The organism is Streptomyces sp. S.PNR 29, from assembly GCF_030386795.1.
Classification (GTDB): domain Bacteria; phylum Actinomycetota; class Actinomycetes; order Streptomycetales; family Streptomycetaceae; genus Streptomyces.
The window spans coordinates 191418-206529 of the sequence record NZ_JANUQM010000005.1 but is presented as its reverse complement, the minus strand read 5'-3'; the positions used below and the strand labels follow the sequence as shown (position 1 = coordinate 206529).

At 73.1% G+C, this 15112-nt stretch carries 13 protein-coding genes; 4 read left to right on the top strand and 9 right to left on the bottom strand.

Going from position 1 to position 15112, the window contains the following annotated elements; genetic code table 11:
- Positions 1 to 41 precede the first annotated feature (41 nt).
- Positions 42 to 518, bottom strand: coding sequence for an Lrp/AsnC family transcriptional regulator (locus NW895_RS15935; RefSeq protein ID WP_289936192.1), 477 nt, complete (start codon positions 516 to 518; stop codon positions 42 to 44).
- A 204-nt stretch (positions 519 to 722) separates the two neighbouring features.
- On the opposite strand from NW895_RS15935, the gene NW895_RS15930 reads away from it, so the two are divergent.
- Both NW895_RS15930 and NW895_RS15925 read left to right on the top strand, forming a co-directional pair.
- Positions 723 to 2213, top strand: coding sequence for an FUSC family protein (locus NW895_RS15930; protein ID WP_289936504.1), 1491 nt, complete (start codon positions 723 to 725; stop codon positions 2211 to 2213).
- Between the two features lie 95 nt (positions 2214 to 2308).
- Entirely contained in the window at positions 2309 to 3352 is a 1044-nt protein-coding gene (locus tag NW895_RS15925) for a lactonase family protein (protein ID WP_289936191.1), read from the top strand.
- A gap of 116 nt (positions 3353 to 3468) precedes the next feature.
- Here the strand turns inward: NW895_RS15925 and NW895_RS15920 are convergent, their stop codons facing one another.
- From NW895_RS15920 to NW895_RS15905, 4 genes are all read right to left on the bottom strand, one after another.
- A complete protein-coding gene (locus tag NW895_RS15920; RefSeq protein WP_289936190.1) occupies positions 3469 to 4392 on the bottom strand; it encodes a hypothetical protein in 924 nt (307 codons plus the stop codon).
- Positions 4393 to 4503: 111 nt separating this feature from the next.
- Positions 4504 to 5520 carry a BadF/BadG/BcrA/BcrD ATPase family protein gene (locus NW895_RS15915; RefSeq protein WP_289936189.1) on the bottom strand — a complete coding sequence of 339 codons (1017 nt, stop codon included), beginning with the start codon at positions 5518 to 5520 and terminating at the stop codon, positions 4504 to 4506.
- Complete coding sequence (locus NW895_RS15910; protein WP_289936188.1) at positions 5517 to 6194, bottom strand: uracil-DNA glycosylase; 678 nt, start codon at positions 6192 to 6194, stop codon at positions 5517 to 5519. Before NW895_RS15910 ends, NW895_RS15915 begins: the two co-directional genes overlap by 4 nt.
- A 132-nt stretch (positions 6195 to 6326) precedes the next feature.
- Positions 6327 to 7421 (bottom strand): exo-alpha-sialidase, encoded by a 1095-nt coding sequence (locus NW895_RS15905; protein ID WP_354670093.1) that lies wholly within the window; start codon positions 7419 to 7421, stop codon positions 6327 to 6329.
- Between the two features lie 281 nt (positions 7422 to 7702).
- Here NW895_RS15905 and NW895_RS15900 point away from each other — a divergent pair, with 281 nt between their 5' ends.
- Positions 7703 to 8287, top strand: a complete 585-nt coding sequence (locus tag NW895_RS15900) for a hypothetical protein (protein WP_289936186.1) — start codon at positions 7703 to 7705, stop codon at positions 8285 to 8287.
- Between the two features lie 82 nt (positions 8288 to 8369).
- On the opposite strand, the gene NW895_RS15895 is transcribed toward NW895_RS15900, so the two are convergent.
- Complete coding sequence (locus NW895_RS15895) at positions 8370 to 10580, bottom strand: HEAT repeat domain-containing protein (RefSeq protein ID WP_289936501.1); 2211 nt, start codon at positions 10578 to 10580, stop codon at positions 8370 to 8372.
- A 120-nt stretch (positions 10581 to 10700) separates the two neighbouring features.
- Positions 10701 to 12371 carry a DNA alkylation response protein gene (locus NW895_RS15890; protein WP_289936185.1) on the bottom strand — a complete coding sequence of 557 codons (1671 nt, stop codon included), beginning with the start codon at positions 12369 to 12371 and terminating at the stop codon, positions 10701 to 10703.
- A 75-nt stretch (positions 12372 to 12446) separates the two neighbouring features.
- On the opposite strand from NW895_RS15890, the gene NW895_RS15885 reads away from it, so the two are divergent.
- Complete coding sequence (locus NW895_RS15885; RefSeq protein WP_289936184.1) at positions 12447 to 13199, top strand: PaaX family transcriptional regulator C-terminal domain-containing protein; 753 nt, start codon at positions 12447 to 12449, stop codon at positions 13197 to 13199.
- Between the two features lie 63 nt (positions 13200 to 13262).
- On the opposite strand, the gene NW895_RS15880 is transcribed toward NW895_RS15885, so the two are convergent.
- Together NW895_RS15880 and NW895_RS15875 are read right to left on the bottom strand one after the other, a co-directional pair.
- Positions 13263 to 14066, bottom strand: a complete 804-nt coding sequence (locus NW895_RS15880) for a pectate lyase (protein ID WP_289936183.1) — start codon at positions 14064 to 14066, stop codon at positions 13263 to 13265.
- Between the two features lie 38 nt (positions 14067 to 14104).
- Positions 14105 to 15082, bottom strand: a complete 978-nt coding sequence (locus tag NW895_RS15875; protein ID WP_289936182.1) for a polysaccharide lyase family 1 protein — start codon at positions 15080 to 15082, stop codon at positions 14105 to 14107.
- Positions 15083 to 15112: the final 30 nt, after the last annotated feature.

Here is a 15112-nt window from a genome sequence, read left to right as displayed (position 1 = left end):
TTCACGGGCAGGGCGGCCGGTTCCGGGGCGATGCGCCCGGTTCATTTCCGGGCGGCGCGGCCGATCGACTCCACCAGCGGCAGCAGCCGGTACGGGACACGCTCCCGCAGCGCCACCTCGGTACGGGTGCGGACCACGCCGGGCAGGCTGATCAGCTTCTGGATCACGTCCTCCAGGTGGGCGTTGTCGCGCGCCACGAGCCGGGTCAGCAGATCCCCGCCGCCCGTGATGGAGAACGCCTCGACGATCTCCGGGACTCCGGCGAGCGCGTCCCCCACGTCGTCCAGGTGGCCCTGGGTGACCTCGATGTGCACGAAGGCCTGCACCGGGTGGCCGAGCGCGGCGGGGGAGAGGGTGGGGCCCGTACCGGTGATCACACCGTCCCGTTCCAGCCGGTCGAGGCGGGCCTGGACCGTGCCGCGGGCCACCCCGAGGATGCGGGCGTACTCCCGCACGCTCGTGCGCGGCTGCTCCAGCAGCAGCCGCAGGATGCGGGTGTCGAGCTCGTCCACGGCCATCGCGCGCGGCCTCCTCGGTGGTCGATCGGTCCGTTGGCTCTCCCCGGACAGCCTCCGGAGGGCCGATGCTGTGCCAATGGCTCAGTCGATGAGCACTCACTTGAGCCACTGGCAGCAGTGATGCTCTCATAGGAGCGTCGATGGCGCTGCGGATACCCGCGGCGCCTTTTTCATGCCGATGTGCGAGAAGGGGGCCGGTAAGTGGTGCTGAAGAGGGTGTTCGTGGCTTCGGACCCAGGGCGGGCGCGGTTGCGCTTCGCCATGCGGGCCGTCCTCGGCATCGGGCTGGCCGTCGTCGTCTGCTCTCTCGCCGGACACTCCCTCGTGGGCGCCGTCACCGGCGGGCTCGCCGCGCTGCTCGCCCTGTTCACCGTCACCGACGCCACGGTCCGCGGGCAGGCGGTCACCACCGCGCTGCTGCCGGCCGTCGGCCTGCCCGTGCTCGCCGCCGCGGCCGAACTGCACGACCACCCGGTGGCGCGGGACCTCACCTTCCTCGCCGTGGTCGGCGCGGGCGTGTACGCACGCCGCTGGGGCCCGCGCGGACACAGCCTCGGCGTGTTCGCGTTCATGACCTTCTTCGTGGCGCAGTTCCTGCACGCGACCACCGACCAGCTGCCCGAGCTGTACGCCGCCGTCCTGCTGTCCGTGCTCGCCGCCTCGGCGGTCCGCTTCGGGCTGTGGTGCTACGAGCGCCGCCTGCCCCCGGCCGCCGTACCCGCCCCGCCGGGCGGCACCGGCCTGGCCCGCGTGACCACCCGCCAGGCCGTCCAGGCGACCGCCGGGGCGGGCTTCGCCCTCGTCGTGGGCCAGCTGATCTCCGGGCAGCGCTGGTACTGGGCCGTCGGCGCCACCTGGTGGATCTTCGTCAACACCACCTCGCGAGGCGAGACCCTGGTCCGCGGCTTCCGCCGCGTCCTCGGCACGGTCATCGGCATCGGCCTCGGCCTGCTCGTGGCCGTCCCCCTGCACGGGGCGCCCCTTCCGACGGCCGTCCTCGTCGCCGCCTGTGTCTTCGGCATCTTCTACACGGCCGCCGTGTCCTACACCTGGATGATGCTCTGCGTGACGCTGCTCGCCGAGCTGCTCTACGGCCTGCTGGGCGTGCTCAGCCCCGGCCTGCTCGCCCTGCGGCTCGCGGAGACCGGCGTGGGGGCGCTCGGCGCCGCGCTGGCCGTGATCCTCGTGCTTCCCGTCACCACCCACGCCGTCACCGACGCCTGGATCCAGCGGGCCCTGCGCTGCGTCCACGCCTGCACCGCCGAGACCGCCGCCCGCCTCGCGGGGGCCGAGGGCGCCGACCCGGCGCCGCGGGTCGCCGAACTGGAGCAGCTGCTCGGGCGGGTACGGCTCTCGGTCGCCCCGCTGGTGCACCCGCTGAACCCCATGCTCGGCCGCAAGCGGCGTGCCCGCCGGGTGCTCGCCCTGCTCGACGACTGCGCCCGGGAGATCCGCGGGCTGGTCGCCGTGGCCGCCGACCCGGAGGCCTCGCACGACGCGCGCCTCGCCGCCGCCTGCTGGCGCGTGGAGACCGCGGTCGAGGCGCTCACCGGCGGAGGGACCGTCTCCGTCCAGCCCGGCCACGCCTCCGCGGCCGAACCCGCGCTGGCCCACCTCCACGGCCTGGAGCGGGCCCTGGCGGAACTCGCCGCGCCCCTGCGGTCTCCCTCGGGGTCGCCGCTGGTCGGGGCCTGACGCCCCTTGGGCCGGAGGGCTTGGTCTAGACCTCGGCTGCTACCGTCGCCCCGGACGGCACACGGCGAGAGGGGACAGCGGTGGCAGGCGGCGACATGCGACGGCGAGCGTTCATCGGATCGTTCACGGCGGCCGGAGGGCCCGGGATCGTGATGGCGGCCGTCGCCCCGGACAGCGGTGCCCTGACCGTCCTGAGCAGTGTGAACAACCTGCCAGACCCCTCCTACCTGGCCCTGTCGCCCGACGGGGACACGCTCTACGCGGTCAGTGAGACGGCCGAGGGCGCGGTGGCCGCGTACCGGGTGACCGAGGACAGGCTGGAGCCGGCCGGACGGCCCGTGCCGGTCGACGGCAGCGGGCCCACACACCTCAGCCTGTTCGCCGGGCACATCCTGACCGCGAACTACGGCTCCGGCAGCGTCACCGCCGTGCCCGTCCGCTCCGACGGCACCCTCGCACGGGCCGCGTCCGGCGTGCTCCAGCACTCCGGCACGGGCCCGCACGTGCCACGGCAGCAGGGCCCCCACGCCCACCAGGTGCAGCCCGACCCGAGCGGGCGGTGGGCGGTCGGCGTCGACCTCGGCACCGACTCGGTGCGGGTGTGCACGCTGACCGACGGCGCCCTCGCCGTACACCGGGAGAACGCGCTGCGCCCCGGCTCGGGCCCGCGGCACCTGGCCTTCCACCCGGGCGGTTCGTACGCGTACGTGCTCAACGAACTCGCGCCGACCGTCACCGTCTGCCGCTGGAACGCCGCCGACGGCTCACTGCAGCCGCTCACCGAGACCGCGGTCCTGTCCGGTGCCCCGGCCGGCCACGCCTACCCGTCGGGCATCGTCGTCTCGCCCGACGGCCGCTTCGTGTGGACCGCGACCCGCGGCGAGGACGTCCTGTCCGTGCTCGTGGTCGAAGGGGAGGAACTGAGGCTGGCCGGAACGGTCCCCTGCGGCGGCCACTGGCCGCGGGCGATCGCCGAGTCCGACGGCTTCCTGTACGCGGCGAACGAGCGCTCCGGGGACGTCACGTGGTTCACCGTCGATCCGGACACCGGTCTGCCGAGCCGCGGCGGCTCGATCGCGGTGCCCGCCGCCTCCTGCGTGGTCTTCGGCCCGGTCGCCGGAGGCGCGCCGGGCCGGTGAGCAGGGGCCAGCAGACGCGAGCCCCTGCGCCGACGTGGGCCGCCGGGGCCGCACGCGAAAGGGCCCGCTCCTGCGCGAGGAGCGGGCCCTGTGTCGTACGGCCGTGGAACAGCGCGTCAGCGGACCGGCGCGCCCTGCGGCTGCTGCGGGGTGATGCCCAGCGCCGTCGTGTACTTGGCCAGGGCGAGCTTGCCGATGGCCGGGTACGGGCCGAGCGCCTCGGCGGCGGGGCAGGCCGCCTCCTTGGCCGCCTCCTCGATCAGGGCCGCCTCGATCTCGGGGCCGATCAGGTACGGGGCCAGCGCCAGCTGCTGCGAGCCCGAGGACCGCAGCTGCTCGGCCACGGACGCGATCGAGCCCTCCTGGTCCAGGGCGGCCGCCATCACCGGCACGGCGAGGCGCGCGGCGAGCAGCATGCCGGTGATCCCGGCCGCCTGCACGGCCTCGTCGCCGCCCACGGAGGCCAGGATGATGCCGTCCGCGGCGGTCGCCACGGTGAACAGACGGGCGCGGTCGGCGCGGGCCAGACCGGCCTCGGAGAGCCGCACGTGCAGCGCCTCGGCGAGCAGCGGGTGCGGGCCGAGCACATCGGTCAGTTCGGCCGCGACGCGGCTGTCCATCACGGCCTGGCGGACCTGGCGCAGCAGGGCGCTGTCCGGGCCGGCGAGCAGCGGCACGACCACGGCGACGGGACCGTCGGGCTCCTTGACGTCCATACCGGCGGCGCGCGCCTGCTCGAAGCGGGCGGTGCGTTCCGCGGCGGCACGCGTGAGTTCGGACGTCAGCGAGGGGAACTCGGTGTCGTCCCCGTCGAGGTACCCGATCCGGGCGTCGAGGCCCGGCAGCTCGGAGCGGGCGATGCTCACGACCTCCTCGGCGAGGCCGCGCGTGGCGCTGCTGGGCGTGCCCGGCACCGCGAGGACGAGCGCGGGCGCGCCCTCAGGAGCCACCACGGGTTCGGGACGGCGGTGCCGTCCGGGCTGGCGGGGGCGCGGCATTCGTACTGGCAGGCCGGACGCGGGCCCAGTGGGGGAGCTCATGGCGCCGCATGTTACTGGCTTCCTGGGCTCCCCTGTTCGGGGAGGGTGCAGGTGAGCGGTATCCGTCCTGTTTTGTCTGATGAGTTACGTACGGATTGAGTGATGTATGTGTCAGAAGTGATCGGTGCCGAGGAATCGAGCGCCTGGTGCGGTGCTCACGTACAGCATCGCCCCATCACTCGGAAGGGTGAGTGCGCCGGCCGCGAGATCCGTCGCGATGCGGACGGAGCCGTGCAGTGGATCACCTTCGGCGGCCACCCTCCGTGCGTGCGGCAGCCGGTTCGTCAGTTCCTCGTCCAGGGGTACGACAAGAGGGTCGCCCAACTTCAGCAGGCCCCCGGTGACGGCGACATGGGGCTCGCCTGCGGCGGGGCACACGGCGGCCGCGGAGTCGGCCATGTGCCGGGCGGCCGCGCGCAGGATGCCCGCGGCGACCGGGTCGCTCTCCGCGCAGGCGGCCACCTGGGGTGCGAAGGAGGCGAGGACGGCGGGGCGGTCCGGGCGCGGGTACAGTTCGCCGGGCAGCCCCGGCATCGGCCCGAACTGCTCCTCGGCGCAGGCCAGCAGTCCGGCGGAACCGCCCTCCCGCCGGTCGTGGGCGCGCAGCGCGGCCTCCAGCCCGGCCCGCCCGATCCAGGCGCCACCACCGCAGTCACCCAGCAGATGACCCCAGCCGTCCGCACGGCGCCAGCCCGTCAGGTCGGTGCCGAGGGCGATCAGCCCCGTCCCGGCGGCGACCACGGCACCGGGACGCGGCCCCAGGGCGCCGACGTACGCGGTGACGGCGTCGGCGACGAGCCCGACCCGCCGCACGCCCAGCTCCCGCGCCAGGGCGCCCGGCAGTTCGGCCCGCACGGCGTCACCCAGGCTGGCCAGCCCGGTGGCCCCGACGACGGCCGTGTCCAGCCGCGTCACCCCGGCCTCGACGGCCAAGGCCCGGGCCATGGGCACCAGTTGCTCCAGCAGATGCCCGGGCTCCAGCCCCCGAACGCCGGTACGGACCGGAACCCGGGACGCCCGACGGGCCAACGGCCCCCGCCCGACGGTCCCGACGACGACGCGGAGACCGGAGCCGCCGGAGTCCACGGCGAGATAGCCGGAGCCGTCCCCCGCCCCCGCACCGGTCACGGCAGGCGCCAGTCCACCGGCTGACCCCCCTGCCTGATGAGCAGGTCGTTGGCACGGCTGAACGGCCGGGAGCCGAAGAAGCCGCGGTCGGCGGACATGGGGGAGGGGTGGGCGGACTCCACCGAGGGCAGGTCGCCCAGCAGCGGGCGCAGGTTGCGGGCGTCGCGGCCCCACAGGATGGACACCAGGGGCTTGCCGCGCGCGGCGAGCGCGCGGATGGCCTGCTCGGTGACCTCCTCCCAGCCCTTGCCGCGATGGGCGCCGGGACTGCGCGGTGCCGTGGTGAGCGCCCTGTTGAGCAGCAGCACGCCCTGCTGTGTCCACGGTGTGAGGTCACCGCTGGACGGCTGGGGCAGGCCGAGGTCGGCGTTCAGCTCGCGGAAGATGTTGATGAGGCTGCCGGGCAGCGGACGCACATCGGGCGCGACCGAGAACGACAGGCCCACCGCGTGTCCCGGGGTCGGGTACGGGTCCTGCCCGACGATCAGGACCCGTACGTCGTCGAAGGGCTGCTGGAAGGCCCGCAGAACGTTCGGTCCGGCCGGGAGGTAGGTGCGTCCCGCGGCGATCTCCGCGCGCAGGAAGTCCCCCATCGCGGCGATCCGTCCGGATACGGGTTCCAGGGCCTTCGCCCAGCCCGCTTCGACGATTTCATGCAACGGTCGTGGTGCCACGGGCGTCACCCTACTGCCGTACGGTCAGCGGCGATCAACCAGTGGCCAAGGCCGGCCGGTAAGGGCAAGGGCTCAAGGCGCGGTTTCATGGGCTCCTTTCAACAGGGGGGTGCGGCAAGTCGCCCAAGGGGCTCAGCCGACGACCGCGGCCCGCACGCACAGCACGTCCGGCAGATGGGACGCGAGCTGGAGCCAGCTGTCGCCGTCGTCGGCCGAGGCGTACACCTCGCCGTTGCGGTTGCCGAAGTACACGCCCGCCGGGTCCAGGTCGTCGGTGCACAACGCGTCACGCAGCACCGTGCCGTAGTGGTCCTCCTGGGGCAGACCCGCCGTCAGCGGCTCCCAGCTGCGGCCCGCGTCCGCCGTCCGGTAGACCCGGCATCTGTGGTCGGCCGGTACCCGGTCGGAGTCGGCGTTGATCGGGAACACGTATGCCGTGTCGCCGCGGTGCGGATGGGCGGCCGCCGCGAAGCCGAAGGTGGACGGCAGGCCCTCACCGATGTCCGTCCAGTGCGCGCCCGCGTCGTCGCTGCGGTACACGCCCCAGTGGTTCTGCAGATAGAGCCGGTCCGGGTTCGCCGCGTCCCGCGCGACCTTGTGCACGCACTGACCGAACTCCGGGTTCGGATCCGGCAGGAACACCGCGGAGACACCGGAGTTGGAGGGGGCCCAGCTGGCGCCACCGTCGGTGGTGCGGAACACGCCCGCGGTGGAGACGGCGACCGTCACCGCCTTCGGGTCGCGCTTGTCGGTGAGCACGGTGTGCAGACCCTCACCGCCGCCGCCGGGCACCCACTTCGACCGGGTGGGGTGCTCCCACAGCGGACGGACGAGCTCGAAGCTCTCTCCGCGGTCCTCCGAGCGGTACAGCGCGGCCGGTTCCGTGCCCGCGTACACCACGTCCGGCTCGGCGGCGGCCGGGTGCAGTTGCCACACCCGCTCCAGGGAAGCCTCCGTGTCCTGGGGGAACTTGACGGCCGGCCGGGCCGGTTCGGTCCAGGTGCGGCCCAGGTCGTCGGAGTGGAACACCGACGGACCCCAGTGCGAGCTGTCGCCGCCCGCCAGCAGCCGCGGGGAGTCGCCGCGGGTGTCGATGGCGACCGAGTAGACGGCCTGCGCGTTGAAGTAGGGACTCTCGTCGAACTCCCAGGTGCCACCCCGTCGGCGCCCGATGAACAGGCCTTTGCGGGTGCCCACGGCGAGCAGTACCTCGGTCATGCCGATCACCTCCGCGACGTCTCCTTCGACGTCTTCGTCTCAGACATCGGCCAGTCTGCACCCCACCACTGACAGTCACCTCTGGAGCGGGCTCCGCCGCAGGTCAGAGGAGTGTCGGCGGCTCGGAACCGGAGATCCGGGGGCGCTTTGGGGAAGTCGCCCGCGCGGGCGGAGGACTCGTGGGACCGTCGAGTCGGGGTACTTGCAGTGAGCATCGAAGGGCCGTCTCCCGTATGGGAGGGCGGTCCGGCATGGTCGTGCGCTCAGGAATGACGAGGAGGGTGCCTTCGATGGCGTTGCGTGGTCCGAAGGTGTGGCTGTGGCGCTGGCGGCGCAATCCGCTGAGGCGTCGCGCCGACGCGGTGGAGGCCTGGGTCGTGCTGGGTGCCTGGGCACTCACCGTGCTCGCCGGAGTGCTGGCCGGGCTGACGGCGGCCCACTCCGTCGAGCAGGGGCTGGCGCGGGAACGCGTCGAGTGGCGTCCCGTCGAGGGGCGGCTGGCCGAGCGGGCGCCGGGCACGTCCACCGGGCAGGACCAGCGGTCCGTCGGCGAGCACGTATGGGCGAAGGCGCGGTGGACCGGGGCGGACGGCTCCGCGCACTCGGGCCAGGTCCGCGTCCAGGCCGGCAGCGCGGCCGGGACGCCGGTGACCGTGTGGACGGATCCGCAGGGCCGCATGGTGACCAAGCCCACCACCGCGTCCGAGGCCCAGCTGCGCGCCTCGCTGATCGGCGGCCTGGCAGGCGTGAGCGCCGCGGCCGTACCGTTCGCCGGCGGCCGGGCCCTGCGCGGCCGGCTGGAGCGCCGCCGCATGGATCAGTGGGACGCCGAGTGGGCACGGTTCGGTCCGTTGTGGGGCCGCAAGACGAGCTGACCGCGAGAGCGGCAGAGCGGGGCGCATCTGCATGTCCCTGACATCGGTGATGCCGGGCATGCAGACGCGCACGTTCCGAGGCCTACTCGTCCGCCACCGCCCTCCGGCAGTCCCGCAGCAGCCGCTCGTCCTCGTGGATGTCGTGACTTCCGTATCCGCCGGAGTCCGCCTGATGGCGGCGCGCAGCGGCCAGTTCCGACCGGAGCAGGTCGTGCAGGGGCGCGCCCGCCGGGCCCATGGTCGCGACGCAGGCGGCGATGCTGCCGCGCGTCTGAGGGTGTTCCGCCCAGGCGGAGCGCAGCACCGGGATCGCCGGATCCGGGTCCTGCCCGATCCGCCAGAGTGCGCAAGCGGCCGCCGTCCGCTCCGACACGCTGCCGGACCCGGCCAGGCCGCGCAGCCCGGGCAGTGCGGGGCGAGCCGAGGGGCCCAACCGCGCCAGCACCTCTGCGGCCCGTCCCCGCTGGTGGCCCCCCTCGTCCGCCAGCGCGCGGAGCAGGGCGGGCACTACGGCCTCCGCGTCCCCCTCGATCGTCCACACCGCCTCCGCGGCGGCGACGGCGTACTCGCCCTCCAGCAGTCCGCGCAGCACCGGTATCGCCTCACGCGCGGCATGGCCGAATGTGCCGAGGGTCCGCACCGCCGACGCCATCACCGAGTCCCGCATCCGCAGGTCCTCGGGTGTGCCGAGCAGCAGTCGCAGCACCGCGGGAACGGACTCCCGGTCCTCCAGCGCCCTGAGTGCCAGGAGCAGCGTCACGGCACGCCGGTGGGTGTCCGGGGCGTCGAGCCGCAGACCTGCGAGCCTGTGCCGCAACGCGGGGGCGAGTGGAGCGGCGGCCTGCCCCAGGTGGGGGACGACCTGCCCCAGATCGTCGGGCGCGGCCGGGTCCGCCAGCATCTCGGCCAGGACCGGGACGGCCCGCGGATCCCCGGCCCTCGCCAGTGCCTTGACCGGGCCGCCCAGCGTCGGTGCTCCGCGCTCCCACCGTCGCACCCACAAATCCGGGCGGGAGGTCACCAGGGCGTGGAGATCGCCGGCGGCGGGAGCGGCCAGGTGGAAGAGGTCCGCCAGGACGGACACCGACGCGTCCCGCAGCCTCCCCTCTTCGGTGCCCAGTTGGGCGCCGATGAGGACGACGGGCTCGGTGGGGTCGGCGCGCCACTCGCGGAACAGCCCCGCCGACATCCACACGGCGTTGCACCGGTCGGTCGGGTCCGGACTCGTCAACTGCCCGCACAGCAGGGCGATCCGTTCGGCCACTCGTCCGCCCAGCGCGCTGTGCAGGGTCCGCAGCAGCTGAGAGCCCTCCTCGTCCGAGGGCCGCAGGCGGCGCAGCCGTCCGACGAGGGAGTCCGTGTCGGGGTGGCCGGGTTCGCACCGCCCTCCGGACCGCTGCCCGGACCTGTCCCTGAGCAGCCGGACGACGGTGGGCACGAGGTCGGCCGGGAGGCGGTCGGGAGCGCAGCCCGCGAGCTGGCCGAGGGCGGCGAGCCGCAGCCCGGGGCCGTACGGCGGTCCGCTCTGCGCCACCAGCAGGTCGATCGCCTCGGCGGCGTGCCCTGGGTGCCGCCGGGCGAAGACGCCGAGGCTCTCGGCCAGGGCGAGCAGGACCCGGTCGTCCCGCTCCACCATGGTCCGCTGCCGCAACAGGTCCAGCACACGCGCCGGTTCCTCCAGAAAGCGCACGAGCGCCGCCGGAGCCGCCCGGCGCACCCCCGGGTCCGCGTCCCCGGTCAGCCCGACGAAGACCTCGGCCCCGGCCCGGACCGCGGCCCGGGCCATGGCCCGGTTGCCCCGGCTCCACCCCGCCCCCGCCCTGTCTGCTCCGCTTCCGCCAGAGCCGTAGCCACCGACGCCGCCCCCGTTGCGGTCGCCTCCGCCAGGTCTGTCCTCGCCCGAGCCGTCCCCGCCCAGGCCACCCCCGCCCGAGCCGTCCCCACCCGCCGTCTCCCCCCGTTGCCGACCTGTTCCGGACCGCCTCGCCTCCCCGCCGGCCGACGCTCCCGGCCCGTCACCCGCCCCACCGATGCTGACCAGAAGCTCCACGATCCCGTCCCGGTCCGGCACCTCCTCCCGGGCGATCAGTGTGAGGAGAAACGGAATGCAGGCGAGCGTCGAGTCGTACACATCTCCCTGGTGGTGCACCGCGCCGTACATCCCGTCCAGCGCGATCTCTCGCTCGGCGCGCTCCGCGGAGGCCAGCCCCCTCAGTAGTCCGGGCACGTCCTCCGCGCTGCCGTACGCGTGCCGCATCGAGGCCCAGTCGACCTCGTCGATCCCCGTGAACACGTTGTCCTCCCAGGCGAAGTGCCAACGATCGTGAGTCTGCACCACGCCACTGACAACGAAGCGGAACCGAGAGGCGACTGTGTGCGAACCAGCCTCCTCAGGCGCGCCGTTGGCGGAACATCAGCCCCCTTCGGGCAGCGCCCGTTCCAGAACCGCGTCGAGATCGGCGCCGTCGGGAAGCGTGCCGAAGGCGTGCCCCCAGTCGCCGCCGAGCCGGGTCGCGCAGAAGGCGTCGGCGACCGCGGAAGGAGCGTGCCGCACGAGGAGGGAGGCCTGAAGGGTGAGGGCCATCAGCTCCACCAGCCGCCGGGCACCGGCCTCCGACCCCTCGGCCAGCCGGTCCTGGAGCCGTGTCACGGCCGCGTCCAGCCGGGCGTCCGCGCCCCGCGCCAGGGCCAGTTCCTCGAAGAGCGCGTGCGCGGTGGCCGGCTCACGGCCGAGCGCCCGCAGCACGTCCAGGGCGTTGACGTTCCCCGAGCCCTCCCAGATCGACAGCAGGGGAGCCTCACGGTAGTGGCGGGGCATGCCCGACTCCTCCACGTAGCCGTTGCCGCCCAGGCACTCCAGGGCCTCCGCGGTGAACGCCGGACCCCGCTTGGTGACCCAGTACTTGCCGACGGCGGTGGCGATCCGCCGGAACGCAGCCTCCCCGGCGTCCCCGCGCACCGCCCGGTCGGCCGCGCCAGCCAGCCGAAGGGTGAGCGTCGTGGCGGCCTCGGACTCCAGCGCGAGATCGGCCAGGACGTTGCGCATCAGCGGCTGGTCGACCAACCGCTTGCCGAACGCGCTGCGGTGCCGCACATGGTGTCCCGCCTCGACGAGCGTCTTGCGCATCAGCGCCGCCGACATCATCACGCAGTCGAGCCGGGTGCAGTTGACCATCTCGATGATCGTCTTGACCCCGTGCCCCTCGGGTCCGACCAGCCAGGCGACGGTCCCGTCGAACTCGGGCTCGGAGGAGGCGTTGGACCGGTTGCCCAGCTTGTCCTTCAGCCGCTGGATGCGGAAGGTGTTGCGGCTGCCGTCGGGCAGCACACGCGGCACCAGGAAGCAGGACAGCCCGCCCCGCGTCCGGGCCAGCACCAGGAACACGTCGCACATCGGCGCCGACGTGAACCACTTGTGCCCGCGCAGCGTGTACACGCCCGGCTCGGCGCTGGGCGTGGCCGTCGTGGTGTTCGTACGGACGTCGGAACCGCCCTGCTTCTCGGTCATCCCCATACCGGCCAGCAGGCCCCGCTTCTCCGTGGGCACCCTCAGTCCGGGCTCGTACTCCCGGCTGGTCAGCAGCGGTTCGTAGACCTCCGCGAGCTCCGGCTGCCGGCGCAGGGCGGGAACCGCCGCGTACGTCATCGACGTCGGACAGCCGTGTCCGGCCTCCGTGTGGCCCCACACCAGCCCGCCCGCGGTACGGGCGACATGGGCGCCGAGCCGGTCGTCCGCCCAGGGCGCGGCGGCCAGCCCCTCCGCGACCGCCACCCGCATCAGATGGTGCCAGCTGGGGTGGAACTCGACCTCGTCGACGCGGTTGCCGTACCGGTCGTGGGTGCGCAGCACCGGCTCGTGGCGGTTGGCCAGATCGCCCCACTCCTGCGCCTCGGCGCTGCCCGCCCGCCTGCCCAGCCGCCTCAGCCCCTCCTCGGCCCACCCGGCGCCCTCGCGCCGCAGCCCCTCCAGCAGGGCCCTGTCGCCGGAGGCGTCGTAGGGGGCCAGGGGAGGGGGCTGGTTGGTGACGTCGTGGGTGGTGTGCTCGTACCCCTGGAGCCGTTCCCGCGCGAGTGTCGAGTCCATGAAAGGGAGTGTTGCACTTGCGCTGCGGCCGCAGCAATACTGCAACATCGAAGGGAGTCCGTACAGTACGTGCCCATGCGGATGAACCTGTCGGCGGAACCCGGCGAGCTCGAACTGCGTCCGCTGTCCGCGCGGTCGGTGGTCCTGAGCCTGCTGCTGGGCACGCATCCCCCCGAGCTGCCGGTGAAGGACCTGGTGCGCGGGGTGGAGCCGTTCGGCGTCGGTGGGTCCACGGTGCGGGCGGCGCTCAGCCGGATGGTGGCCGCGGGCGACCTGCGGCGCACGGACACCGGCTACCTCCTCAGCGACCGGCTGCTGGAGCGTCAGCGCCGCCAGGACGAGGCCGTGCACCCGCACACGCGCGCGTGGGACGGCGACTGGGAGATGGTCGTGATCACCGTGACGGGACGCGGCCCGGCCGAACGCGCCGACCTGCGCGCCCGGCTCACCGCCCTCCGGCTCGCCGAACTCCGGGAGGGCGTCTGGCTCCGGCCCGCCAACCTCCGCAGGCCTCTGCCCGGCGACCTCGACCGGGTGGCCGAGCGCTGCACGGCCCGTCCCGAACGGCCGGCCGGCGAGCTGGCGGCGAGTCTGTGGCCGCTGGACGACTGGTCGGCCACAGCCCGGGCATTGCTCGCCCACATCGCCCGTACGGAGCTGCCCGCCGACCGCCTCACCGCCTTCGCGGCCGTCGTACGCCATCTGCTCGCCGACCCCGTCCTGCCCCCGGAACTGCTGCCCGCCGACTGGCCGGGCGCCGCGCTGCGCGCCACGTACACCGGCTATCAGCGGGAGGTGACCGACGAGATGCAGACGTGCCGGGAATGACCCGGCGGCCGTACGAAGCGCCGCGCGGGGACACTTCGTACGGCCGCCTTCACCGTGGGGGGACTACCGGTAGGTGATGTCGGACGTCGAGTACTTGCAGTACGTGCCGTCCGGGTTCGAGCCGTTCGTGGTCGGCTCCTTGCCCGTGTTGTTGCCGATGTACTTCTGGCACGGGATGATCTTCCTGCTGCTGTCACCGACGATGGTGATCTTGCGCAGCGTGGCCGAGTCGCCGTAGTTGGTGTTGATGCCGGCGATCTTACCGCCCTTCCAGTTCACCTCGATGGTGTTGAGGTTGATCGTCCGCTTGTACTGCGTGGAGCAGTTTCCGCAGGAGCGGACGAAGGTGCCGAAGTTCTTCACGGCGAAGTTCGAGATGTTCAGCGTCCCCGCGCCGTTGAACTGGAACACCTTGTCGCTGGCTTCCTTCGCGCCCCCGCCGACGACGTTGTAGACGTTGGACGACGAGGAGCCCCGGAAGGTGGCCGCGTCCTCGCCGACGTCCTCCCACCAGACGTTCTGCAGCGTGCAACTGCCCTTGCAGTGGATGCCGTCCGCGGCGGGGGCGCCGATGATGACGTTCTTCAGCACGGCCCCGGCAGCCAGCTCCAGGATGGGCCCCTGGTCTTCGTCCTGGCCGCCGGAGCCCAGGTCACCGGTACCGTACAGCCGCTTCATCCCGTAGTCCTTGGTGCCGGAGACCGGGATGGTGGCGGAGACGGCCTGGCTGCCGTTCGGCGTGGGCCATGTGGCGGCGTTCGCCATGGGCGCCTGGGTGGTCATGATCATGCCAACCGACAGGCCGAGTGTGGCCAGCGCGCCGGTCAGCGCGCGCCCGCGGGCGCGCGGACGTGTCGCAGAAGTCATGTCCCGAATCCTTCTGTCGTCTGTGCGGATGGGGGGTGTCAGAGCTTTCCGGCGCCCGCACCCGAGGTCACCGAGGTGACGACGGACGAGGCCGGCTCCGCCGTGTAGCTGTACGGCGGACTGGTGAAGCTGCCGACCCGCGAGATCTCGGTCGCGGCTCCGCCGAGATCGTTGCCGCGCAGGTTGGCGTATCCGTCGACATCGCTGCTGCGGTTGGTGGTGACCGCGACCTTGGTCGAGCGGAAGACGTTGTTCTCGACGAGCATCTGGGCGCCCATACGCGAGTGGCAGGCGGTGTCCGCGCCCTCGACGTAGTTGTTGTAGAAGTGCCCGGTGCCGAAGCGCAGGCTCGGGATGCGTGAGTACACGTTGCTGAAGTGGTTGTGGTGGTACGTCACCTTCAGGTGCCCGGTGTCCTCGCTCGCGTTGTTGTCGCTGTGGCCGACGAGCGAGCCCTTGAAGTGGTTCTTGAAGGTGTTCCAGGAGACCGTGACGTTGTCCGAGCCGTGATTGATGTCCAGCAGACCGTCGTAGTAGTCCTTGTCGTGGTCACGGTCGGCCGAGAAGGAGTTGTGGTCGATCCACACCTTCGTGGACGCCTGGACGGTGACGCCGTCGGCGGGAGCGACCGGCTTGCTGATGTTCAGGTTGCGGATGACGACGTTGGAGACGTTCTTCAGCCGCAGCCCGCCGCCGGTGAACCCGGACGACGAACCGACGCCCAGGACCGTGGTGTTGGATCCGATGTCGACCTGACCGCTCAGCGAGATCAGGCCGCTGACCCTGACCACCTTGGCGGAGTTTCCCGTGACGGCCGTCTTGAAGGCGCTCAGCGTGGAGACGGTGACCGCCGAGGCGCTGCCGCCGCCGTTCGTCCCGGCGCCGAACCCGACCGGCGAGCTCTCGGCCGCCCCGGCCGGCTGGGGGAGAGCGAGGACGACCGCCGTCGCCAGGGCGGCCGTGGCGGCCACCAGAGTGGATCTGTGCGTGTGTGGGTGTGGGGGGAGAGTACGCATGGGGGTGCGTCCCTTCAAGGTGCCTGGTGG

Bases quoted from the DNA above. Each gene is read 5' to 3' on its own strand.
- NW895_RS15935 (WP_289936192.1), bottom strand. From the start codon at position 518: ATGGCCGTGGACGAGCTCGACACCCGCATCCTGCGGCTGCTGCTGGAG.
- NW895_RS15925 (WP_289936191.1), top strand. From the start codon at position 2,309: ATGCGACGGCGAGCGTTCATCGGATCGTTCACGGCGGCCGGAGGGCCC.
- NW895_RS15920 (WP_289936190.1), bottom strand. From the start codon at position 4,392: ATGAGCTCCCCCACTGGGCCCGCGTCCGGCCTGCCAGTACGAATGCCG.
- NW895_RS15900 (WP_289936186.1), top strand. From the start codon at position 7,703: ATGGCGTTGCGTGGTCCGAAGGTGTGGCTGTGGCGCTGGCGGCGCAAT.
- NW895_RS15890 (WP_289936185.1), bottom strand. From the start codon at position 12,371: ATGGACTCGACACTCGCGCGGGAACGGCTCCAGGGGTACGAGCACACC.
- NW895_RS15885 (WP_289936184.1), top strand. From the start codon at position 12,447: ATGCGGATGAACCTGTCGGCGGAACCCGGCGAGCTCGAACTGCGTCCG.
- NW895_RS15880 (WP_289936183.1), bottom strand. From the start codon at position 14,066: ATGACTTCTGCGACACGTCCGCGCGCCCGCGGGCGCGCGCTGACCGGC.
- NW895_RS15875 (WP_289936182.1), bottom strand. From the start codon at position 15,082: ATGCGTACTCTCCCCCCACACCCACACACGCACAGATCCACTCTGGTG.